We start from the raw sequence: 22,689 nt of genomic DNA on the forward strand, positions 1-22,689 counted from the left end.
TTTTAAAGATCATGAACACAACTTATCAAGCACCTCGTCGACTCATCAAAACCGCAGAAGATATTGAAAAAATGCGCGTGGCAGGACGACTGGCGGCAGAAGTTTTGGAGATGATCAAAGCACACGTTAAACCAGGCGTTACTACGCTCGAACTGGATACGATTTGCCATGACTATATTGTCAATCAGCAACAAGCTATTCCTGCCTGCTTAGGTTATGGTGCTGCTCCGGGTCGTCCAGCATTCCAACACACCATTTGCACATCGGTTAACCATGTGGTTTGTCACGGTATTCCGTCAGAAAGTAAAGTGCTGAAGAAAGGCGATATTTTAAATATTGATGTCACAGTCATTAAAGATGGTTTCCACGGCGATACCAATATGATGTATATCGTGGGTGGTGAAACTTCCATTTTAGCCAATCGTTTATGCAAAGTTGCCCAAGAAGCGATGTATCGCGGTATGGCAACCGTTAAACCCGGTTCAACCATTGGTGATATTGGTCATGCGATTCAAAAATATGTTGAATCTGAACGCTTTAGTGTCGTGCGTGAATATTGCGGTCATGGTATTGGGACGACCTTCCACGATGAGCCACAAGTATTGCACTATGGTCAAGCCAACACAGGCATGATTTTAGAAGAAGGTATGACTTTTACCATTGAACCAATGGTCAATGCAGGCGTATGGCAAACCAAATTACTTGGCGATAAATGGACAGTGGTGACCAAAGACCACAAATTATCGGCACAGTTTGAACACACCATTTTGGTCACCAAAGATGGCTTGGAAGTGCTGACTGCCCGCCCTGATGAAGATTTATCACGCTTTACTGCATAACGTGTTTGCAGCCAAAATCTGTCATTGGCTAAAAATTTAACCCGTATGTCAAAAAGATCAGTTTCGACTGGTCTTTTTTATTAATTTCAACGCATACAATTTCTATAAAATCTTTTTATTTCAAACCAATAGAACTTTAAAGCCATCCAATAAAACAAGCATTTTCACGTATTCAACAGTTTTGGATTTAACAAAACACCTGCACACTTTTCCAGTTATTCACAAAAGTTTAAAAAAATATCTTGTAAAAACAACAGTTTTATTTTTCCAGTCCATTTCATAATGCCTTGCATAACAATGCCGTAAATAACAACAAGCAAAATTGGACATGGAGTTCCACAATGAAAAAAACACTATGCTGTTTGGCACTGAGTAGTTTGCCAGTCATCAGTTATGCCAACTCACCTTATTTTAGTTTAAAAGATGGTGATGGTTTTAAACGCTTTTCTGTTTCGGTAGGTGCGCTGCACGTTATGCCGCAAGGCAAGGCACAACCTTTTCGAGTCAATACAGCTATTCAAAATGGCTACACAGCCGATGTCGGTGAGGTTCAATCCCAAACTGTAAAAGATAATTTACGTGACGGTTTTGAGCCACCCGTATTATTAAGTGGGGCATTAAATTTGCTGCCTACCGTTCCTGCCAACATGAGTGGACAAGCCACAATTTCAGGTTTGGAGCAATGGGATAATCCTGGTACAGGTTTAGAAGCAGATGATGTCACCACGTTGGGTATCATCAGCAACTATTTCTTTACCGATAATATTTCCTTTGAAGTCAAAGGTGGTATTCCCCCTAAAGTTGATTTACAAGGTAAAGGTAAAATCTATGCACCCTTCTCAGCAATTGCACGTCCATTAGGCGGCGCATTGGGTGAGCTTGAATTACAAAATGATATTTTCATTACCGATTTAGAAGCACATGGCCCTGCTGCCTCTGCCCGTGCCTGGACACCTGCATTCGAGTTTCAATACCATTTTGGAAAAACAGGTGTAAATAAATTCCGTCCTTATGTCGGTGTCGGGTTAATGTATGCTTATTTTAATGAATTAGAAATTAACCCACGCACTGAACAAGACCTGATCGCCGCAGGTCACATGATTGCCAATATTAAAGAAGGAAAAGCGGGCGCATCTTTAGAAGGTACACCAAGTGCAGCCAATCCTAAAGTTGAATTAGACGCCACCGATGCCTTTGCGCCCGTTGCAACCGTAGGTTTTACCTATGACTTTAATGAAAAATGGTTTGCTGTCGGTTCTGTATCTTATGCACATCTTAAAAACGAAACCACCATTACTGTGACCGATGCTAAACACGGCGAACTCATTCACTCCAAAGCCGATATTGAAGTGAATCCGATCATTGCATACGCAGGTTTTGGGATGCGCTTTTAAGCTCTAATTTTTCTCTTCCCTCTTTCAACTAAATTTAAGACGGCTACGGTCGTCTTATTTTTTCCTGTACTTTTTAATTAAAGCAATCGCTTCAATCTTAATAACTCAATTTTATCATTTGATGAATTTTATTTTATCGCGATCTTGAGCTGAATCGACTACCATAGCATTCTGTTTGCTGTTGTTGGATGCCTTATGTCGAATGCTCAATTTTCCAAACCTCTGATTTACATGTTAATTGGAAGTGCCATTATTTTGGCATTGTCACTTGGTGTTCGACATGCCTTTGGCTTATACCTTGTGCCAATGAGCCATGAATTTGGCTGGGGACATAATGTTTTCAGTTTAGCCATTGCCATGCAAAACCTCATTTGGGGTGCAGTCCAACCCATTACAGGCGCTTTTGCAGACAAATACGGCAGTAAAATTGTAGTGGCCGTAGGCGGTGCACTGTATGCCATTGGCTTATTACTCATGGCCGTCAGCTCGACAGGCTTGTTGCTAAATTTAAGCGTCGGTTTAATTTTGGGTCTCGCTTTATCTGCCACTTCATTTCCTGTACTACTTTCAGCAGTTGGTCGTGCAGCACCGCCTGAAAAGCGAAGCCTTGCGATGGGTATTGCCAGTGCAGCAGGCTCTTTTGGGCAATTCATTATGCTGCCATCGACCTTATTGTTATTACAAAATGTTGGTTGGTCTGGTGCTTTAATTGTCAGTGCTATTTTAATTGCATTGATTGTTCCTTTGGCATGGATGCTCAAAGCTCCAATGTATCAAAACCCAAGCTCTACAGCGTCCACACAACCAGCTTTGGGGTTTAAGCAAATTCTGATCATCGCTAAAAATCACAAACCATTTTGGTTTTTGGCGCTAGGCTTTTTTGTCTGTGGTTTTCAAGTAGTGTTTATTGGCATTCACTTACCAGGTTATTTAATTGACCATGGTTTTGATGCAACCACAGGAACCATTTTTCTCGCCTTGGTGGGTTTATTTAACATTGTTGGGACATACACAGCAGGTTGGTTAGGCGGTCGCTATTCCAAACCACACTTGCTGATGTGGCTTTACGGACTACGCGGTATTGCCATTATCGCCTTTTTAATCCTGCCTTTAAGCATCTGGACAATTTATGCATTCGGGATCATTATGGGTTTGTTGTGGTTATCTACAGTGCCTTTAACCAATGGTATTGTGGCAAATATGTTTGGGATTAAATACCTGACCATGCTCAGTGGCATTGTGTTTTTTACACACCAAGTCGGCTCATTTTTTGGTGGATGGCTTGGCGGTTTAAACCACGATCTGACAGGTAACTATAATGCTATCTGGATTGTTTCTATTGCTTTAAGTGCGTTTGCGGTCTTGGTGCATTTCTGGGTCAATGAGGAGCACGTCATTCATGACTAATTCTTTATTTAATTTTAAAGTGCTGCTCGCGCTGGCGGTTATTGCCCTGCTCGTCTTTTCAATTTTTTTATGGATGCAAACGCCTCAACTGTTTGAGTATTTTAATCAGGCATTCTGCGCACATTAATTGTCTGCGTCACTCGATCTCTTTATCAATGTATTCAATACTGAAGGAGTAACTTATATAACTTGCTCCATTGACTAGATTGCATTTAAACAGCAAATCTATGCAAAATAAGTTAAATGGTTCAAGATCAAACATTTATTTAAAAAGATAATATTTTTCATAAGCTTAGCATTTCTTTTAATTTTATCTGATGGCTGTTTTTACTTAAATTTTCTTGACCATATACCAAGAAAGAGTAAAACCCAATGAGCAGTCTAAGCCCACTTTCTCAAGCGATTCATGATGCACCACGTTGGCATCAAGCCGATTCATTACAAAATCCTAATGATATTCAAATACAACCTTTAGCAGGTGCTGCCTTAGGTGCTGTCGTGACAGGACTAGATACGAAAAAATCCCAAACAGGGGCAACAATTTATCGTCTAAAACAAGCTTTGGCACAACATCTAGTTTTGATATTTAAACAACAACAGCTAGATGATTTACAGTATTTAGCATTTGCCAGTTACTTTGGTTCTATTTTCCGTCCAAGTTCAGACAATCCTGTTTTAGGCAGTCAAGCCGACACAGGCACACCGCCCGATGTTGTACCGGTATCTAATGCTGTTGGACAAGGTGATTATACGGGACATGCAGAACTCAAACCGCATGCAGACCATCAATGGACACCTCTACCCTCTTTTGCCTCGCTGCTGTATGCCATAGAAATTCCAAAACAAGGCGGACAAACTACGTGGTACAACACCATTAAAGCCTACGATGCCTTAGATGAAACCACCAAAGCGGAAATTAATCACCTTCAACTCATTACATACAACCCTTTTGTTCGTGCGCAAAATACGACTGCAACGGGTAGCTATGGTAATTCGCCGCTGTATCGTTTTCATGATCAACCTATTGTTGGTCATGGCTATCCACACCCTTTGGTGAGAGTCCATCCTGAAACTGGACGTAAAGCCCTTTGGCTGAACACCCATTCTGAAGTTGAGTTGCTCAATTATGACGATCAGGCAGGTAGTGAATTAATTGCTCGGCTCCGCGCACATATTTTAAAGCCAGCCTTCCGCTACACGCATCATTGGGAACAAAGGGATTTGGTATTTTGGGACAATCAAGTGACCTTACACTCTAGGGAGCCATTCCCTGCCGAGCAACGGCGCTTACTTAAAAGAATAAGTTTGGCGGGTAGCCGGCCATTTTAATCTTGCTACTCATGTTAAAAGGCAGCACGCCACTATTGGACTCAAATAAAAAGATGCGCCAAAACTAAAATAACAAACGAACAACTTAGAATAAGAAAACCCGTAAAGCCTAAACTTTACGGGTTCTTTTTTAATGAACTTTAAGCAATATTGCAGCAACTTAGAATAAACGATTCATACCATTTAAAGTTGCTACACGGTAAGCTTCAGCCATGGTCGGATAGTTAAATGTTGTTTCAACAAAATACTTAATTGTATTGTTCGGGCTGTTCATCACCGCCTGACCAATGTGGATAATCTCTGCCGCATTATTACCAAAGCAATGCACACCCAATACTTCTAAAGTGTCACGGTGGAATAAAATCTTCAATTCACCCACTGTATCACCCGTAATTTGCGCACGCGCTAAATGACGGAAAGATGCCTGACCAACTTCATAAGGAATTTTTTCTTCCGTCAATTCCTGCTCAGTTTTACCAATCGAAGAAATTTCTGGAATGGTATAAATACCTGTTGGAATATCGGTCACAGGCGCAACATTTTCTTCGCCACTCATATTTGCACCCGCGCAACGACCTTGGTCATAGGCAGCTGATGCTAACGAAGGCCAACCAATTACATCGCCCGCAGCATAAATATTCTCTACTTCGGTTTGATATTGATCATTGACTGTTAACTGACCACGGCTGTTTGGCTTAAGTTCGACATTTTCAAGACCTAAACCATCGGTATTACCCGAACGACCGTTACACCACAAAATCGCATCGGCTTTGATTTTCTTGCCACTTTGCAAATATAAAACCACATGATCATCAAAAGTTTCTAAATGATCAATTTGCTCATTGTGGCGAATCAGCACCCCTTGCGCACGCAAGTGATATGACAAGGCATCTGAAATTTCATCATCCAAATAGCTGAGCAATTTGTGCTGAGTATTAATCAAATCAACTTTATGATCTAAACCAATGAAGATGGATGCATATTCACAACCAATCACACCCGCGCCATAAATAATAATTTTTTGAATCGAGAAATCCAAATCCAAAATTTTGTCTGAATCAAATACACGTGGATGGTTGAAATCCAACATTTCTGGACGATATGGACGGCTACCTGTCGCAATCACAATTTGCTGACACATAATGGTTTCTTTAATGCCATCTGCACCAAATACCAAGACCGTATTTTTATCTTGGATATAAGCACGACCATGATAAATCGCAATTTCATTACGGTCATAAAAGCGAGAGTGCGTTTCAACTTGCTGCTGAATAACTTTATGCGCACTTTGCAACACTTGCTTCATGGTGAACTGACGCCAATCGCCCATTTTTTTAAACATTGGGTCACGGCGATAACGGATAATATTCGACACTGTCTGACGCAATGCTTTACTTGGAATGGTACCCACATGGGTACAGTTACCGCCAAGCTGCTCACGAACATCTACAATCGCAACACGCTTACCAGATTTGGCAAGTTTCATTGCCGCGCCTTCACCCGCAGGGCCTGAACCGAGAACAACCGCATCGTACTTCACGAAAGTTCCACTAACGACCTCTTTTTTACGTGGCATTCAACGCTCCTTTTCTTTAAATCTGTCTTTTCAATGGGCTATATTATGACGTAAATCTTTTGAATTTTCTGTATTTACTGTGCATATATTACGTGATAACCACATTTTTTATATGAATATCGTTTTTACCCAATTTAAGCACAATTTCGTTATAATAACCGTCTTATGATGAAGTTAAGGTGACATTTTACTTTTGCACTTAGATTCGGTTTAATCAGACTCTATTTCACGTAAAATCTAGCCTACACTAAATCTCTCCCCTTTCAAAAACAGTGGAAAAGTTGAATATGTCTGCAAACCGTAAACCAGAACAGGGTGTCAAACTTCGTGGTGCTGAAAAAGTCGCACGTATTCCTGTAAAAGTTGTTCCTACGGTTGAAACGCCTCGTAAACCTGACTGGATTCGGGTCAAAATGACGGCACCAGAAGAAGTTCAACGTATTAAAACCACTTTGCGTCAGCAAAAATTGCACACCGTTTGTGAAGAAGCCGCTTGTCCAAACCTTCCAGAATGCTTTGGTGGTGGTACAGCAACCTTTATGATCATGGGTGATATTTGTACCCGTCGCTGCCCGTTCTGTGATGTTGCGCATGGTCGTCCAAATGCACTAGATCCTGAAGAACCTCGTCACATGGCAGAAACCATTGCCAACTTAGGCTTAAAATATGCCGTGATCACCTCTGTAGACCGTGATGACTTGTTAGATGGTGGTGCACAACATTTTGTCGATTGTATTAAAGAAGCCCGCTCTTTAAGCCCAAATACGTTGTTAGAAATTTTGGTACCAGACTTCCGTGGTCGTATGGATATTGCACTACGCATTATGACCGAATGTCCGCCAGATGTTTTTAACCACAACATTGAAACTGTGCCACGCTTATATAAAGCCATGCGTCCGGGTTCAGACTATCAGCACTCTTTGAACTTGCTGAAAATGTTTAAAGAATATTGCCCAGATATTCCAACCAAATGCGGTTTGATGGTAGGTATTGGAGAATCTGAAGAAGAAGTTATTGCACTGTTAGATGATCTTAAAGCGCACGATGTAGATTATGTGACCATTGGTCAATATTTACAGCCATCTAAAGAACATGCGCCAATTGACCGCTTTGTAACACCTGAAGAATTTGAGCGTTATACAGCGCATGGTCAAAAGTTAGGTTTTAAAAATATTTGGGCTGCGCCAATGGTACGTTCAAGTTATTTTGCAGACCGTCAATATTATGGTGAACCTGTACCAACAGTACGTCGTAAAGCCGACCCTGCTAAAAAAATTAGCGTGCAAACCATTGAAGCTTAACACTCGCTTATTTCAAAATTTGCGATAAAGCTAAAACAGCCCCGACTTTATGTTCGGGGTTTTTTATACCTTGTGGATATATTAAAAATAGATAGATGTGAATATTTTTTGATGGTCTACGACCAAGTGCGCATGGTGTCATCGCCATAAATTGTTAATCTATGCACTTAATCTATACACCGAGCTCAAACAATAAAACAGGGATAGTAAAATGTCACAACAAGACTATGACAATGGCTTAAAAGTTCGCACTGAAGTCATGGGCGAAAGCTTTGTAAAACGCGCACAGGACAACACTGTACCATTTACCCAACCTTTGCAGGACTGGATTAATGAACATGCATGGGGTTCAACTTGGCAACGTGAAGGTGTGTTACCACGCAAATATCGTTCCTTAATTACTATCGCCTTTTTAACTGCTTTAAAAAGCCCGACAGAGCTTAAAGGACATATTCGTGGTGCGCTAAATAACGGGGCAAGTGTCGAAGAAATTCAGGAAGTCTTGTTACACAGCTTGCCTTATTGTGGCGCACCTGCAACTCAGGAAGCTTTTCGCGCAGCGTTGGAAGTTTTGGCAGAACATACTGCAAATACTTAAACGCAATCTAAATCAAAAAATATAAACGCTCGACATTTCACTAAAACTATTTGGTGAAATGTCGGTAGAGTTGAGTTTTAAATCCAATACACATTAAAGCTATAAAAGAACTCATTTAACTCAAAGCGCACCTGATAACCCAAATCAGTCAGCTGTGCCGATAAATTTCGAATATCTTCTAAAGGTAAATGTTTTGGCAGCACAGTAAAAACTGCGGTATTGCCCTGCTTGGCATTCTCTTCGATTAAAGACGCCAAACGCTGCTTATATAATTCAATATCTAGCTTGGCATGATCTGAATAAACTTTTGCTTGTTCAGCAGTTAAAAAATTTGCCATCTTATTGTTCTCATTATGACCATGTTTAACATTCAGCATATTGAAACTTGACGATATGGCTCAAGTGATTTTTTGTTATTGTCTGCATAAACGCATGATCAATTAACCCTAATTTTTTAAAAAAAATCACACCGAAGATGGCTTTTTCCCAGCAGACCTTTTAGGCTATCGCACAATCTTATGTTGTAATTTTGCTGGATGACATTATGTCAGAATCTGTTTCAATCTCCCCTGCGCTAATGAACCGCGCCATTGCAGGACAAGCCGATGCCCAATTTGAAGTGGCGGTGCTGTATATGCAAAGCGATTTTAATGAAGATATTGAACTTGCCGAACAATGGGCGCTCAAAGCTGCCGCAAACGGACATATCGAAGCCATGTATTGGCTTGGTGAAGGCTATACCGTATATGCCAAAGATGTTCTAGAAGATGACCCTGAAGATGCCAAACAACATTTTGAAGATGCTTTTGTCTGGCTCAAAAAAGCCAGTGATGCACAACACCCTGCCGCTATTTTAGAGTTGGCAGGCTACTACCGTCGTGGTGATGTGGTTGAACAAGATGTCGCTCGCTCTGTGGCATTGGTACAGCAAGCAGCAGAATTGGGCGAAGTACAAGCCATGCGTGACCTTGCTTTTATTTATGCAAATGCTTTGGGTGTAGATGCTGACGAAAATAAAGCTGAATATTGGACACAAAAAGCCGATGCAGCGGAGTAATTTATTTGTCTAGCCAATCAATTGATGGGCTAGACAATTTTTGCATGACTCGAATCGTCATTGAATAAAGCTTAGACTTTGAATAACACTTAGACTTCGACCACAATTACTTGTCTGCAAATGCCCTCTTGCTGACGCTGTTGTTCAAACACAGCCGCAGGCATCGGCTCAAAACTGTCAAAGAAACAAATTTCAGCATCATCAATAGAATATAGCAATGAGTGATTGCCCACGCCTTCTAAAGTGTCGTAGTAGACAATTACAAATTTATTTTCATCAAATGCGTGCTGAATTTGCTGATAGCCGATTGCCGCCAATACAGGCAATTTAAGCTGTTCAGCTTCGGCATAACTTAACTTTTCTGCATCTTGTAAATCTGGGTCAGGGTCAGTATAAAACTGCACATTAAAGCCAAACTTTTTCAGTCCAACAGCCAAGCCAATTGTGGTTGTGCCCTGCTCTGGCGTATAACCACACACTTCAATCAATTGTTGAATCTCGGCATCAATTCCTAAGTGTCGTAGCAACATCCACACTGCGTAAATCCCGCCGTTGGCTTCTAAATTTGCCAACTCTTGAGGAAGCTCTAAAGCCATCATTCAATCTCAAAAATATGTTTGTAGTGATAATAAACAAAACATGATTGGAACTGAATCAATTTCCAAGTACAATATCGCGCTAGTCGAGGGATGCTGCGACGTTTTACAGGCACGAAATGTAAAATCGCCAGGCTCGACCAGCATAGCAACGCGTTTGCTATGCAAGAAACGGCATCCGCGAACTGAATGATCAATTGTTTTTTATAAGGAGATCGTGATGAACGCGGTTAATGCTTCATTTACAGATTATAAAGTTGCCGATATCACACTAGCTGATTTTGGTCGTAAAGAAATCAAACTTGCAGAAGCAGAAATGCCAGCCCTTATGGGTTTGCGTAAGCGCTACTCAGCTGCAAAACCTCTTGCAGGCGCGAAAATTCTCGGCTGTATCCACATGACCATTCAAACTGCTGTTTTAATTGAAACGCTAGTTGAATTGGGCGCAGAAGTTCGTTGGACTTCTTGTAACATTTTCTCTACTCAAGACCACGCTGCTGCAGCAATTGCTGCTTCAGGTGTGCCTGTTTTTGCTTGGAAAGGCGAAACTGAAGAAGAATATGTATGGTGTCTTGAACAACAAATTAATGTAAATGGCACACCATGGGATGCCAACATGATTTTGGACGATGGCGGTGACTTAACTGCACTTGTTCACGAGAAATATCCTGCATTATTAGAGCGCATTCACGGTATTACTGAAGAAACCACTACGGGCGTACAACGTCTAATTGAAATGTGGAAAGATGGTTCTTTAAAAGTGCCTGCAATTAACGTCAACGACTCTGTGACTAAATCTAAAAACGACAATAAATACGGTTGCCGTCACTCACTCAACGATGCGATTAAACGTGGTACAGACATGTTATTGTCTGGTCGTCGTGCATTGGTTATTGGTTATGGTGATGTAGGTAAAGGTTCTGCACAATCTTTACGTCAAGAAGGCATGATTGTTCGTGTTTCTGAAATTGACCCAATTTGTGCAATGCAAGCATGTATGGATGGTTACGAAGTTGTATCTCCGTACAAGAATGGCGTACAAACAGGCAATAAAGCAGACGTCAACCTAGAGCTTTTAGAAAATACTGACTTGATTGTGACTACAACAGGTAACTATCACGTGTGCGACGCAGCAATGCTAGATACACTTAAAGCAGGCGCTGTTGTATGTAACATTGGTCACTTCGATACTGAAATCGACACCAACTACTTACGTGGTTATAAGTGGGTTGAAGTGAAGCCACAAGTACACCAAGTGTATCGTTCAGAAAACGAAAACGATTATTTAATCTTGCTTTCTGAAGGTCGTTTAGTGAACTTGGGTAACGCAACAGGTCACCCATCACGTATTATGGATGGTTCATTTGCTAACCAAGTATTGGCACAAATGCACTTATTTGCAGAGAAATTTGCCGATCTTCCTGCCGATCAAAAACAAGCGGCAATTCGTGTTGAAATCTTACCGAAAAAACTAGACGAAGAAGTTGCTGCTGCAATGGTTGCTGGTTTTGGTGGTGTATTAACACAATTGACTCAAGTACAAGCGGACTACTTAGGTGTAGCTGTTGAAGGTCCGTTTAAATCGGATGCTTATAAATACTAAGTTTTTAATCCTTCTCCCTAACCCTCTCTCATAGGGAGAGGGAATGATTCATTGTTTAATGAATGTATTCGAGGGTAAGTCCTCTCCTGAGCAAGTTTAAAGCACTGCTTTTAAACCCAGCGCAAGAGAGGATTTAGGAGAGGTGAAAAAATATAAATAAGTATTTATAACAAGGATTTAATCATGACCAAACAAGTTCCTATTTCATTTGAATTTTTCCCATCTAAAACCGATGTAGGTGCAGAAAAACTCAAAGTTGTGCATCAAGAATTACAACTTTTAAATCCAGAGTTTTTTTCTATCACTTATGGTGCAGGTGGTTCTACTCGTGAACGTACTTTATCGACCATTAGCGACTTCAATGGCAAAGGCACACCTATAGCGCCGCACCTGTCTTGTATTGGTGATGACAAAGCGCGTATTGCTGAATTGCTTGATATTTATAAAGCACAAGGCATTGACCGCATTGTGGCTTTGCGTGGTGATTTACCTTCAGGTCAAGTTGGTTTAGGCGAATTGCCGTATGCGTCTGACTTGGTACGTTTTATTCGTGAACATTCAGGTGATCATTTTCACATTGAAGTTGCGGCTTATCCTGAAATGCATCCACAAGCAGACCACTTTGATCAAGACATTAAAAACTTTGTCACCAAAGTAAATGCTGGTGCCAATGCTGCCATCACCCAGTTCTTTTTTAATCCAGATGCGTACTTTTACTTTGTAGAACGTATTCAAAAGCAAGGTGTGAATATTCCTGTTGCGCCTGGCATTATGCCGATTACCAATGCCAGCAATTTAATTCGCTTTGCAGATGGTACAGGTGCAGAAATTCCACGCTGGATTCGTAAGCAATTAGCAACCTATGGTGATGACACAGCTTCAATCAAAGCCTTTGGTCATGAAGTGATTATTAAACTGTGCGAACGCCTGATTGCAGGGGGTGCACCAAGTTTGCATTTTTACACCATGAACAACACCGAACCGACTCGTCAATTAGTGACAGATCTTGGTTTGGCTTAAGCTGTATTTTTCATATTTATTGACTTGAACGAGTAATCCCTATGCCCCGTTTTTATATTGAGGCTGAATTAGCAGTAGATACACAAGTTGAACTGACTGAAACAGTATTTCATCACTGGGTGAAAGTACTACGCGCACAAGTCGGTGAAACCGCCACCTTGTTCAATGGGCAAGGTGGTGAATATGAAGTGGAACTGGTTGAAGTTACCAAAAAAACAGCGCAAGTGCAGATTAAAAGTTTTAATCCAGACAATCGCATCCCAAGCTTTAGCGCCTTATTAGGACAAGTAATGAGCAAAGGCGATCGTATGGATTATGCGATTCAAAAAGCGGTAGAGCTTGGCGTAACTAACATTCAGTTGCTCACCTCTGAACGCTGTGAAATGCGCTTAAAATATGACCGCGATCAAAAAAAATTAGATCATTGGCAAGGCATTGCCATTGCAGCCTGTGAACAATGTGGCATGAATATCGTACCGAAAATTTTAGCCCCACTACGTTTAGAGGACTGGCTGAATAGCGACCTTCCTGCCACCAAACTAGTGTTAGCACCGAATAAAGATCAAGTAGATGTACTAAACAATGCCAGTAAAGATTTGGCTTTATTAATTGGGCCTGAAGGTGGTTTAAGCGAAACAGAAATTAGCGCTGCCAATGCGGTTGGCTTTCAAAACTGGTGTATTGGTACTCGGGTATTACGCACTGAAACCGCACCTGTGGTTGCTTTAGCTCTCTTAAATTATCGCTTGGCTGATTAATTTATCCGTTTTTACAGAAATCGATTGCCAATAACATTGCAATTTATAAAGTACAGGATTAATCTCGAACAATATATTAAAAAATTTGCATAAAATTTAAACACAAAACAGCAATATTTTATGCATGAACGTGATGTTATTTAAAAATATAAATGATGGAATCATTTAACTAGATTTTGGGGAAGTATGTCAGACGCTCAAGATGAATTGTTGCAGCAGTACTTAGATGCTGCGCAAATCACCAATACCATTCGGCTTATTCGATTCTTTTTGGTCAGCATCCTGATTGTTTGTCTGTATGTGTTTTTTATTTATCAAATTTCTTTCTCACATTCATCACCCTACCTCAATATCTGGTTTATTCTCACTGAACTGACCATTGGTTCGTGTTTACTGCTCACAGCAGTTCACTTTAAAGCGGGACAATATCAACTCCAACAAGCACATCGTTGGTTAAAATTGGTGTGTTTCTTGATCGGAACAGCAATCGCGGTTGGGGTAAGTTTACTGTATTACTTTTTACCTCAGCAAAACCCTGAACTGAGCAACTATGAAGCGATTATTTTAGCGGCCTTATTAATTATTGTGAGTCAAACCTTTGCCCTCACCTTTTTAACGCAGCGCTTGAGTTATTTTTGCTGGGTATTCATTCCAGTGATTACACCCTATATTGCCGCACAGTTTTTAGTTCACTCCGAAACTTCCGCCTTCTTTTTTCTCGCGACAAATTTTGCCTTAATTACCTTACTGATTTGTGCCAATACTTCAATGCACATGCATCGTCGTTTATCGAGCGTCAATTTTAAAAACGACCAATTAAAAAAAGCCGCAGAGCAACAAGTTGACTGGACAGATCAACTCCGCCAACAATTGCAAGTGGAAATGAACAAATCTAAAGATATTGAATTGCAACTGCAATTTAACAATCAAATGCTGGAACAAAAAATTAGAGAACGTACCTTTGACTTAGAACAAACCCATCTAGACTTAATTAAACAACAACATAGTTTAATTTTGGCACATGAAGCCGCAGGTATTAAAGCGTGGGACTGGAATATCCGAGAAAGAAGGATTGTCTTTGGCACTGGCTCACAGCAAACTCGTTTAAAAAATTCCAAAAAGCATCGGAATAAATTACAGCAATTAATTCACCGTGATGATATTGCACACCTTCATCAAACCATGAAAGAGCATTTACGTGGTCAGACAGAACGCTATCAAGCCACATATCGCATACAACATAATTCAGGTCAATGGTATTGGGTGCAAGATATTGGGCGGGTAATTGAGCGTGATCCTGTCACCAATAAACCTTTACGCATGGTCGGGGTTCGCCGTGACATTCACCAAGAACGGATTGCACAAGAACGCTTAAAACTCACTGCTAGCGTACTTGAACAAGCAGCTGAAGGTATTTTTATTTTAGATGAAAACCTGCGCTATATTGAAAGCAATCCATTCTATGCACAAATGAGTGGATTTCAACGTGACCATATTATAGGTAAATATCTGTTTGATTTAGTCAAATCCAACAAAGCAAATCCACGCATGACACAAGAGGAAATTGTTCAACAATTACTCAGCAAGGGTGAATATCATACTGAAAGGAATATAAAATTCCGCTCAGGAAAAGAATTAGAAGTTCGTATGCATATCAATGCAGTCAAAGATGAGCAAAACCGTATTATTAATTATATTGGAATTGTGTCTGATTTAACCGAACATAAACTACAAGAACAGCGTTTATCCTATTTAGAAAATTATGATGCGCTGACCGATCTCCCCAATCGTTTTTATTATAATTATCAACTACATCAATATCTTATTTCACAGCAAGATTCATTGCAGCAATTGGCGGTCATTCGACTCAATATTGACCGTTTCAGACCTTTAAACGAATATTTAAGCAATAATGGTGGCGATGAATTACTCCGCCAAGTGGCGCAGCGTTTACGTATCACCAATGCCGAAGCGCTGTTTGTTGCACACTTAAATGGCGATGATTTTGCAATTGTTTATGAAATTTCTCACATTCGCCCTTCAATCGAAGAGCACTGTGAACGTATCACCAAAGCCTTTAATTTGCCGTTTAATGTACAGGGACAAGAACATATTATTACCCTATCGATGGGGGTTTCCCTCTATCCTGAACATGGACGCCAGTTGGATTATCTAAATAATTGTGCTGAACAAGCCTTGTCTGAGGCTAAGCGTTTAGGTGGCAATACCATTAAATATTACACTTTAGACAACACCAAACTGCTAGAGCAGGATGTACATTTAGAGCGTGACTTACGCCAAGCCATTAAAAATGATGAATTAATTGTATATTATCAACCTAAAATTGATTTCCATAATTATCAGGTGATCGGGTTTGAAGCATTGGTGCGCTGGCAGCATCCAACCAAAGGCATTATTCCACCCAACCTATTTATTCCTATTGCAGAACAAACCAGTTTAATTTCCGATATTGGTCGGGTTGTAATTCAACAAACTGCCAAGCAAATTCGTGAATGGAATCTGTTAGGTTTTGATCATATCCAAGTATCGGTTAATGTAGTTGCACAACAACTGCAACGTGGTCAATTGCTGCAAGATTTAGATGATGCGATTAATACCTATCAAATTTCAGGTGCAAGCTTAGAATTAGAAATTACCGAATCCTCTTTAGTGGAAAACTCCACAACCGTGAAGTCTTTATTAGATGAAATTAAACAACGTGATATTCATATCGCCTTAGATGATTTTGGTACAGGCTATTCTTCACTTTCTTACTTAACAGACTTCCCAATTGACAGTTTAAAAATAGACCGTAGCTTTGTTTCTAAAATTGGAAATACCAAACAAGAAGCCATTGTTAGTGCCATGATTGCTATGGGCAAAGCCATGGGCATGAGTGTGGTGGCTGAAGGGATTGAAACTGAGCAACAACTGCAATATTTGCAGAATTTAAATTGTGATATTGCGCAGGGGTATTTATTCTCTAGGCCTTTGCCTGAAAGTGAAGCGACCCAATTTCTAAAAGCCAATTTAGTATCGCGCGCATATCGCTCCTTAATCTGAAACTAGACCCAAAAGCTCTAAGTTTGTTCTAAAAATAAACAGTGACGTCTGTGCTAAGGGGGCAAGTAATGGTATATTCGATAAGATTCATAAAAAAACCACCAGCATCGCTGGCCAACTTGTCACACACGAGATTCAGATGGACGATCAATCATTAAAACAGCAGGCACTTTACTATCACGAATTTCCAACACCAGGAAAAATCAGCGTTACTCCAAGTAAGCAGCTGGTCAACCAACGTGACTTAGCGCTCGCTTACTCACCAGGTGTCGCAGCACCATGTTTAGAGATTGAACGTGATCCTTCAACAGCTGCACTTTATACCGCTCGCGGTAACTTGGTTGCTGTCGTTAGTAACGGTACAGCAGTATTAGGTTTAGGTAATATCGGTCCTTTGGCGTCTAAACCTGTGATGGAAGGTAAAGGCGTACTCTTTAAAAAGTTTGCTGGTGTCGATGTATTTGACATCGAAATTGCTGAAAATGATCCAGACAAAATTGTAGATATTGTTGCAGCACTAGAACCAACTTTTGGTGGTATTAACCTTGAAGACATCAAGGCACCAGAATGTTTCTACATTGAGCAAAAACTTCGTGAACGCATGAATATTCCTGTGTTCCACGATGACCAACACGGTACGTCAATCATTGTAGGTTCTGCCCTACTCAATGCCTTGTTACTTAACGGCAAGAAAATTGAAGAAATCAAAATCGTTGCTTCAGGTGCAGGTGCAGCCGCACTGTCTTGTTTAGACCTGTTATGTGCATTGGGCGCGAAAAAAGAAAATATCATTGTTGCGGATTCGCGTGGTCTAATCACCACCAAACGTGAAGGTTTGGATGACTCGAAAAAACGCTATATGCAAGACATTGAAGGAACGCAACTTGCTGATGTAATTAGCGGTGCGGATATGTTCCTTGGTCTTTCTGCAGCGGGTATCTTGACCAAAGCTATGGTCAAAGAAATGGCTGAAAATCCAATTATCTTTGCTTTGGCTAACCCAGATCCAGAAATCTTACCTGAACATGCGCATGAAGTACGTCCAGATGTGATTATGGCGACTGGTCGTTCGGACTACCCGAACCAAGTTAACAACGCACTTTGCTTCCCGTATATTTTCCGTGGTGCATTAGACGTTGGCGCAACTACCATCAACGAAGAAATGAAAATTGCTTGTGTACACGCAATTGCACGCATGGCACACATTGAAGCAGATGCTGCGACTTATGGTGAAAAATCTGCATCATTCGGTCGTGACTATTTAATTCCACGTCCACTTGATCAGCGTTTAATTCTTGAAATTGCACCTGCAGTTGCTCAAGCGGCAATGGATTCAGGTGTAGCAAGTCGTCCAATTCAAGACTTCTCTGCATACCGTCAGCGTTTGTCTGAGTTTGTATATAACTCGGCATTTATGATGAAGCCTATTTTTGCTCAAGCAAAAACTGACCCTAAGCGTATTGCTTATGCAGAAGGTGAAGACTTACGCGTACTTCGTGCAGTACAAATTGCAGTGGATGAAGGCTTGGCTAAACCAATCCTTGTAGGTCGTACCTCAGTGATTGAAGCGAACATTAAAAAGCTAGGTTTACGTCTGGAACATGGCGTGAATATGGAAATTGTAGATCAGGAAAACAACCCGAACTACGAAAAATTTGCAGATGATTACTACACCATCATGCAGCGTAAAGGCGTTACACCTGAATACGCGCAGCGTGAAGCACGTCGTCGCTCTACCCTCATTGCAGCAATGTTAGTGAAACATGGTTTAGCCGATGGTATGTTATGTGGTACTTATTCTAGCTACGATATTCACCTTGATTTCGTGAAAAATGTGATTGGTCTAAAAGAAGGTCGCACTAACTTCTTTACCCTTAACGCATTGATGCTTGAAGATCGCAACTTGTTCATTGCCGACACTTATGTCAACACTAACCCAACTGCTGAACAGTTGGCTGAAATGACACTTTTAGCGGCTGAAGAAGTACGCCGTTTTGGTATGACACCACGCGTTGCTCTACTTTCTCACTCAAGTTTTGGTTCTGACCAACAAGACTCTAGCGCACAAAAAATGCGTAAAGTCTTTGAAATCTTGAGTGAGATTGCACCTGAGCTTGAAGTTGAAGGTGAAATGCACGGTGATGCAGCATTAGACGAAAATATTCGTCAATTTGCTTTCCCGAACTCACGCTTCAAAGGTTCTGCAAACTTGTTGATTATGCCGAACTTAGATGCTGCCAATATTTCATTTAACTTGTTGAAATCGACTTCAGGTAACAATGTTACGATTGGCCCTATCTTGTTAGGTGCAGCAAAACCTGTACATATTTTGACTCCGACTGCAACGACACGTCGTGTTGTGAATATGACTGCACTCACTGTTGCTGAAATTCAACAAACAGCACAAGTTAAAGCATAAACCTATATTTCTGAGTGACTGACTCAGAATTATAGACTTGAGAAAACCTCTATTCTGTAGCATGATTGCTTGAAGAATAGAGGTTTTTTCATGCAAGTTTATTTAGTAGGCGGTGCAGTTCGAGATCACTTACTCGGGCATCCCTATCACGAAAAAGATTATGTTGTGGTTGGCGCAACGCCCGAACAACTTTTGGCTCAAGGCTTTCAACCTGTGGGCAAAGACTTCCCTGTTTTTCTTCATCCTGAAACCAAAGATGAATATGCACTTGCTCGCACTGAGCGCAAATCTGGACACGGTTATCACGGTTTTGAATTTCATACCGACCCAAGCGTGACCTTAGAAGAAGATTTAATCCGTCGTGATTTAACCATTAACGCCATGGCAATGGATAGTGATGGCAATGTCTACGACCCTTACGGTGGACAGCAAGATCTGTGCAATAAAGTGCTGCGCCATGTTTCCAATGCTTTTGTAGAAGACCCGTTACGGGTGCTGCGTATTGCTCGTTTTGCAGCACGTTATCATGCTTTAGGCTTTGTGGTTGCACCTGAAACCTTGTTATTAATGCAAGAGTTGGCAGAATCTGGTGAGTTACATGCGCTGACACCTGAACGCGTATGGAAAGAAACTTCACGTGCCTTAATGGAAGCACGTGCCGATGTTTATTTTGAAACATTGCGTGCCTGTGGTGCTTTAAAAGTTTTATTTCCTGAATTAGATGCTTTATTCGGTATTCCACAGCGTCCTGAATATCACCCTGAAATTGACAGTGGTGTGCACACCATGATGTCACTACAACAAGCCTGTCGTGCCAATTACTCACTCGATGTACGCTTTGCAGTGTTATTGCATGATTTAGGCAAGGCCTTGACCCCTGCCGATGAATTACCACGGCACATTATGCATGAAGAACGTGGGATTCGACCTGTAACGGAAGTGTGTGAACGCCTGCGCGTACCGACCAATACCAAACAACTTGCACTTGCTGTATGTAAAGAGCATTTAAAATGCCACCAAGCATTGAGCTTAAAGCCTGGCACGTTATGGCGCTTATTACAGCGTTTGGATGTCTTGCGTCGTCCTGAGCGTGTAGAAGCCTTTGTACAAGCCTGTGAATGTGACTCTCGTGGGCGTTTAGGTTTGGAAGATCGTGACTATCCGCAAGCGAGCTATATTTTGGAAGCGATTCAAGTGGTACGCAGCATTAAGGCGCAAGACTTACCTGCCGATGTCCAAGGCCCCGATATTGGTGAAATGCTGATTGAACGACGCATTAAAGCGATTGAGCAATTAAAGGCACGTCACTTGGCTGCTACTGCTTAGGCTATTTAAGTCTATAGAACGTCATTACATGCGTTCTTTGATCTATCATTCTTAACCTATTTAAGTCAGCCTAAATTTCTGATCGAAAAGCCGTAATCTTCTAAAATATAGAAGCTACGGCTTTTTAGCTCAAATAAATCCTTCTTGAAATAAGAAACTGTCTTTTGCTTTTAGGCAAGCTGCGCAGGAAAGCTAATCACTTGCTCTAAACGCATCTGCTCAGTTGCAATCATCAATAAGCGATCTATGCCCAAGGCGATACCTGAACATTCAGGCATGTTCGGCAACGCAGCCAATAAATATTCATCAATTGGCATCACATGTAAACCAAGTTGTGCGCGTTCTGCATTATCGGCTTCAAAACGAGAACGCAGCACAGTAGCATCAATCAATTCATCATAGGCATTGGCAAGCTCTAAACCTTCGATATATAGCTCAAAACGGGCTGCGACCAATTCCCCATCATCATCTGTTCTGGTTTTAGCCAAAGATGCTAATTCAGGTGGAAAATCGGTTAAAAATACAGGAGCATCAAAGCCCAAACTTGGTTCTACAAAATGTGAAAACAATAGGTCGATGTAGCCTAGACGGTCATCACCCAAATCCAGATGCAAACCCACACGATGACAGCAGTCTTTCAATTGTTGCAGACTTGCCTGTAAAGGATTTAAATCCAAACGATCCATAAATGCGTGTTTATAACTCAACACTGTTGGACGTACTTCGCCAAAGCGTTGTTTTAACGTCAGATTAAGTAAATCTGTCACCTCAAACATAAGCTCTTTCAGGCTAAATTCGGGACGATACCATTCCAACATGGTAAATTCGCTGTTGTGTTTACGTCCATGCTCATCATCACGAAAGACTTTGCAAATTTGATAAATAGCACCACTACCACTGGCCAATAAACGCTTCATGGCAAATTCAGGTGAGGTCTGTAAATAGTGCGTATGCAATTTGCCCTGCACATGGCGCTGTGCTTGCACTGAAGCCAAATGCACATCTGTCACTCCTGCCTGTGACAAAATTGGCGTTTCAACTTCAAGTACTTCACGTTCCGCAAAAAACTGGCGTATTTGTGCATACAATTGTGCACGTGCGCGCATGCTGTTTAAGTCGCAAGTTGGTTGATATTGGAGATTTGAACTCATGCTTGCGGGCCTCCGTGTGCTGCCCATTCACGACGCAGAGGATAGGTTTTTCTTAAATGATCAAAAGCCTGCTGCTCAACTTTGCCCGCTTTGACACAGGCACGTAAATTGGCATCATCCTGTGCAATATCATAAATTTGACTTAAATGTGCATGCAGACTATTGTTCAAATCTTGGGTTTTGAAATATTGCGCGCAGCTTGGCAATTGAGTTTCAAATTGTTTTGTGGCATCTAAACCAAAATTTTCACAAAAAGCCTGATAAATCATTTGTGTGCCGCGTGCCTTGCCTTCTAGGCTATACCCTGCAATATGCGGGGTTGCCAAAGCAAGCAAATCTAATAATTCTGCAGAGATTTCAGGTTCATATTCAAAAACATCTAATACCACTAAACGCTGAGTATGTTGAATATCCTGCATTAAAGCCGCTTCTTCTACCACTGGCCCACGCGCTGAATTAATCAGAATGGCTTGAGGCTTCATACATGCCAAACGCGCTGCATTAATTAAATGATGAGTAGGATGTTCACCAGTTTCTGTTAATGGCACATGAATGGAAATTGCATCTGCCTGTTGTAATAGTGCATCTAAGTCACATTGCTGCACATTGGGCAACTGCACAAATGGATCGTATGCGATGACATCCCAACCTAATAATTGTGCCATTTTGACCAAGCGCGAGCCGACATTGCCCAGTCCAATAATGCCAAGTTTAAAGTTTTGATTGGCATGTAGTAATTCAGGCTCGAGATGAAGCAATGCGGTAATCACATACTCACTCACCGCCTGCGCATTACAACCTGCCGCATTTGACCATGCAATGCCCTGCTGCTCGATGGCTGGGATATCAAGGTGGTCTGTGCCAATGGTCGCGCTGCCAATAAATTGAAGCGCGGTCTGTTGAATCAATGCTGCATTCACTTGGGTGACGGAACGAACTAGCAGCGCATCAGCATCTTGCACATCTTGATGCGTTAGACGGCGTCCAGCCTTGTGCTCTATTTCTGCCAAATCTGCAAAGAAATAATCGGTATATGCCAGATTTTCATCTGCAATGATTTTCATAACGCCATCCCATGTGTGTTTGCTTGTTTATGATAGCTTGAGTTGTCTAGGATGACTATGATTGTTGAGATTAATGCAGAATTGTTGAACAGCAAGCCGACGATTCATTTAGGTGGAAACATGCACGTCTATATAAAAGTTGCATATTCACAGCAAAAAAATCAGCCACCCGAAGGTGGCTGACTGCT

At 41.2% G+C, this 22,689-nt stretch carries 20 protein-coding genes; 15 read left to right on the forward strand and 5 right to left on the reverse strand.

The window, feature by feature from the left end:
• Positions 1-11: 11 nt before the first annotated feature.
• The 5 genes from map to E0H79_RS10380 all read left to right on the forward strand — a co-directional run bounded on the left by map (position 12) and on the right by E0H79_RS10380 (position 4,969).
• Positions 12-839 carry a type I methionyl aminopeptidase gene (map, locus tag E0H79_RS10365; protein WP_004972787.1) on the forward strand — a complete coding sequence of 276 codons (828 nt, stop codon included), beginning with the start codon at positions 12-14 and terminating at the stop codon, positions 837-839.
• Between the two features lie 341 nt (positions 840-1,180).
• Positions 1,181-2,233 carry an OmpW/AlkL family protein gene (locus tag E0H79_RS10370; protein ID WP_131261570.1) on the forward strand — a complete coding sequence of 351 codons (1,053 nt, stop codon included), beginning with the start codon at positions 1,181-1,183 and terminating at the stop codon, positions 2,231-2,233.
• Positions 2,234-2,428: 195 nt separating this feature from the next.
• The gene (locus tag E0H79_RS10375; RefSeq protein WP_131261571.1) at positions 2,429-3,640 is read left to right on the forward strand and encodes an MFS transporter; all 1,212 of its coding nucleotides are present in this window, start codon (positions 2,429-2,431) and stop codon (positions 3,638-3,640) included.
• Positions 3,633-3,767 (forward strand): hypothetical protein, encoded by a 135-nt coding sequence (locus E0H79_RS15560; protein WP_004972778.1) that lies wholly within the window; start codon positions 3,633-3,635, stop codon positions 3,765-3,767. Before E0H79_RS10375 ends, E0H79_RS15560 begins: the two co-directional genes overlap by 8 nt.
• Before the next feature lie 245 nt (positions 3,768-4,012).
• Positions 4,013-4,969, forward strand: a complete 957-nt coding sequence (locus tag E0H79_RS10380; protein WP_131261572.1) for a TauD/TfdA dioxygenase family protein — start codon at positions 4,013-4,015, stop codon at positions 4,967-4,969.
• A gap of 160 nt (positions 4,970-5,129) precedes the next feature.
• On the opposite strand, the gene sthA is transcribed toward E0H79_RS10380, so the two are convergent.
• On the reverse strand, positions 5,130-6,545 hold the full coding sequence (sthA, locus tag E0H79_RS10385) for a Si-specific NAD(P)(+) transhydrogenase (RefSeq protein WP_042068765.1): 1,416 nt from the start codon (positions 6,543-6,545) through the stop codon (positions 5,130-5,132).
• A gap of 287 nt (positions 6,546-6,832) precedes the next feature.
• Between sthA and lipA the strand changes: the two genes are divergently transcribed.
• A complete protein-coding gene (lipA, locus tag E0H79_RS10390) occupies positions 6,833-7,846 on the forward strand; it encodes a lipoyl synthase (protein ID WP_096902386.1) in 1,014 nt (337 codons plus the stop codon).
• 211 nt (positions 7,847-8,057) lie between these two features.
• On the forward strand, positions 8,058-8,444 hold the full coding sequence (locus tag E0H79_RS10395; RefSeq protein WP_004972770.1) for a carboxymuconolactone decarboxylase family protein: 387 nt from the start codon (positions 8,058-8,060) through the stop codon (positions 8,442-8,444).
• 77 nt (positions 8,445-8,521) lie between these two features.
• Here E0H79_RS10395 and E0H79_RS10400 read toward each other — a convergent pair whose 3' ends face one another.
• A complete protein-coding gene (locus E0H79_RS10400) occupies positions 8,522-8,782 on the reverse strand; it encodes a hypothetical protein (protein WP_004972768.1) in 261 nt (86 codons plus the stop codon).
• A gap of 206 nt (positions 8,783-8,988) precedes the next feature.
• Between E0H79_RS10400 and E0H79_RS10405 the strand changes: the two genes are divergently transcribed.
• Entirely contained in the window at positions 8,989-9,501 is a 513-nt protein-coding gene (locus tag E0H79_RS10405; protein WP_131261573.1) for a tetratricopeptide repeat protein, read from the forward strand.
• An 89-nt stretch (positions 9,502-9,590) separates the two neighbouring features.
• On the opposite strand, the gene E0H79_RS10410 is transcribed toward E0H79_RS10405, so the two are convergent.
• On the reverse strand, positions 9,591-10,097 hold the full coding sequence (locus E0H79_RS10410; protein ID WP_131261592.1) for a cysteine peptidase family C39 domain-containing protein: 507 nt from the start codon (positions 10,095-10,097) through the stop codon (positions 9,591-9,593).
• A gap of 220 nt (positions 10,098-10,317) precedes the next feature.
• Between E0H79_RS10410 and ahcY the strand changes: the two genes are divergently transcribed.
• From ahcY to E0H79_RS10440, 6 genes are all read left to right on the forward strand, one after another.
• The gene (ahcY, locus tag E0H79_RS10415; RefSeq protein ID WP_004972762.1) at positions 10,318-11,700 is read left to right on the forward strand and encodes an adenosylhomocysteinase; all 1,383 of its coding nucleotides are present in this window, start codon (positions 10,318-10,320) and stop codon (positions 11,698-11,700) included.
• A 183-nt stretch (positions 11,701-11,883) separates the two neighbouring features.
• A complete protein-coding gene (gene metF, locus E0H79_RS10420) occupies positions 11,884-12,720 on the forward strand; it encodes a methylenetetrahydrofolate reductase [NAD(P)H] (protein ID WP_131261574.1) in 837 nt (278 codons plus the stop codon).
• A gap of 41 nt (positions 12,721-12,761) precedes the next feature.
• Positions 12,762-13,478 carry a 16S rRNA (uracil(1498)-N(3))-methyltransferase gene (locus E0H79_RS10425; RefSeq protein WP_131261575.1) on the forward strand — a complete coding sequence of 239 codons (717 nt, stop codon included), beginning with the start codon at positions 12,762-12,764 and terminating at the stop codon, positions 13,476-13,478.
• Positions 13,479-13,664: 186 nt separating this feature from the next.
• Positions 13,665-16,541 (forward strand): EAL domain-containing protein, encoded by a 2,877-nt coding sequence (locus E0H79_RS10430; protein ID WP_131261576.1) that lies wholly within the window; start codon positions 13,665-13,667, stop codon positions 16,539-16,541.
• 139 nt (positions 16,542-16,680) lie between these two features.
• Complete coding sequence (locus E0H79_RS10435) at positions 16,681-18,960, forward strand: NADP-dependent malic enzyme (protein WP_096902382.1); 2,280 nt, start codon at positions 16,681-16,683, stop codon at positions 18,958-18,960.
• Positions 18,961-19,050: 90 nt separating this feature from the next.
• Positions 19,051-20,286: a multifunctional CCA addition/repair protein gene (locus E0H79_RS10440; protein ID WP_004972751.1), complete on the forward strand. Its 1,236-nt coding sequence runs from the start codon at positions 19,051-19,053 to the stop codon at positions 20,284-20,286.
• A 170-nt stretch (positions 20,287-20,456) separates the two neighbouring features.
• Here E0H79_RS10440 and epmA read toward each other — a convergent pair whose 3' ends face one another.
• Complete coding sequence (gene epmA, locus E0H79_RS10445) at positions 20,457-21,437, reverse strand: EF-P lysine aminoacylase EpmA (protein WP_096902381.1); 981 nt, start codon at positions 21,435-21,437, stop codon at positions 20,457-20,459.
• Positions 21,434-22,501 (reverse strand): 4-phosphoerythronate dehydrogenase, encoded by a 1,068-nt coding sequence (locus E0H79_RS10450; RefSeq protein ID WP_131261577.1) that lies wholly within the window; start codon positions 22,499-22,501, stop codon positions 21,434-21,436. The genes epmA and E0H79_RS10450 overlap by 4 nt, the downstream gene beginning before the upstream one ends.
• 51 nt (positions 22,502-22,552) lie before the next feature.
• Between E0H79_RS10450 and E0H79_RS15565 the strand changes: the two genes are divergently transcribed.
• Positions 22,553-22,684, forward strand: coding sequence for a hypothetical protein (locus tag E0H79_RS15565; RefSeq protein WP_256732322.1), 132 nt, complete (start codon positions 22,553-22,555; stop codon positions 22,682-22,684).
• Positions 22,685-22,689 lie beyond the last annotated feature (5 nt).

The organism is Acinetobacter sp. ANC 5045 (genome assembly GCF_004331005.1).
Taxonomy (GTDB): domain Bacteria; phylum Pseudomonadota; class Gammaproteobacteria; order Pseudomonadales; family Moraxellaceae; genus Acinetobacter; species Acinetobacter towneri.

Bases quoted from the DNA above. Each gene is read 5' to 3' on its own strand.
- map (WP_004972787.1), top strand. From the start codon at position 12: ATGAACACAACTTATCAAGCACCTCGTCGACTCATCAAAACCGCAGAA.
- E0H79_RS10370 (WP_131261570.1), top strand. From the start codon at position 1,181: ATGAAAAAAACACTATGCTGTTTGGCACTGAGTAGTTTGCCAGTCATC.
- E0H79_RS10375 (WP_131261571.1), top strand. From the start codon at position 2,429: ATGTCGAATGCTCAATTTTCCAAACCTCTGATTTACATGTTAATTGGA.
- E0H79_RS15560 (WP_004972778.1), top strand. From the start codon at position 3,633: ATGACTAATTCTTTATTTAATTTTAAAGTGCTGCTCGCGCTGGCGGTT.
- E0H79_RS10380 (WP_131261572.1), top strand. From the start codon at position 4,013: ATGAGCAGTCTAAGCCCACTTTCTCAAGCGATTCATGATGCACCACGT.
- sthA (WP_042068765.1), bottom strand. From the start codon at position 6,545: ATGCCACGTAAAAAAGAGGTCGTTAGTGGAACTTTCGTGAAGTACGAT.
- lipA (WP_096902386.1), top strand. From the start codon at position 6,833: ATGTCTGCAAACCGTAAACCAGAACAGGGTGTCAAACTTCGTGGTGCT.
- E0H79_RS10395 (WP_004972770.1), top strand. From the start codon at position 8,058: ATGTCACAACAAGACTATGACAATGGCTTAAAAGTTCGCACTGAAGTC.
- E0H79_RS10400 (WP_004972768.1), bottom strand. From the start codon at position 8,782: ATGGCAAATTTTTTAACTGCTGAACAAGCAAAAGTTTATTCAGATCAT.
- E0H79_RS10405 (WP_131261573.1), top strand. From the start codon at position 8,989: ATGTCAGAATCTGTTTCAATCTCCCCTGCGCTAATGAACCGCGCCATT.
- E0H79_RS10410 (WP_131261592.1), bottom strand. From the start codon at position 10,097: ATGGCTTTAGAGCTTCCTCAAGAGTTGGCAAATTTAGAAGCCAACGGC.
- ahcY (WP_004972762.1), top strand. From the start codon at position 10,318: ATGAACGCGGTTAATGCTTCATTTACAGATTATAAAGTTGCCGATATC.
- metF (WP_131261574.1), top strand. From the start codon at position 11,884: ATGACCAAACAAGTTCCTATTTCATTTGAATTTTTCCCATCTAAAACC.
- E0H79_RS10425 (WP_131261575.1), top strand. From the start codon at position 12,762: ATGCCCCGTTTTTATATTGAGGCTGAATTAGCAGTAGATACACAAGTT.
- E0H79_RS10430 (WP_131261576.1), top strand. From the start codon at position 13,665: ATGTCAGACGCTCAAGATGAATTGTTGCAGCAGTACTTAGATGCTGCG.
- E0H79_RS10435 (WP_096902382.1), top strand. From the start codon at position 16,681: ATGGACGATCAATCATTAAAACAGCAGGCACTTTACTATCACGAATTT.
- E0H79_RS10440 (WP_004972751.1), top strand. From the start codon at position 19,051: ATGCAAGTTTATTTAGTAGGCGGTGCAGTTCGAGATCACTTACTCGGG.
- epmA (WP_096902381.1), bottom strand. From the start codon at position 21,437: ATGAGTTCAAATCTCCAATATCAACCAACTTGCGACTTAAACAGCATG.
- E0H79_RS10450 (WP_131261577.1), bottom strand. From the start codon at position 22,501: ATGAAAATCATTGCAGATGAAAATCTGGCATATACCGATTATTTCTTT.
- E0H79_RS15565 (WP_256732322.1), top strand. From the start codon at position 22,553: ATGACTATGATTGTTGAGATTAATGCAGAATTGTTGAACAGCAAGCCG.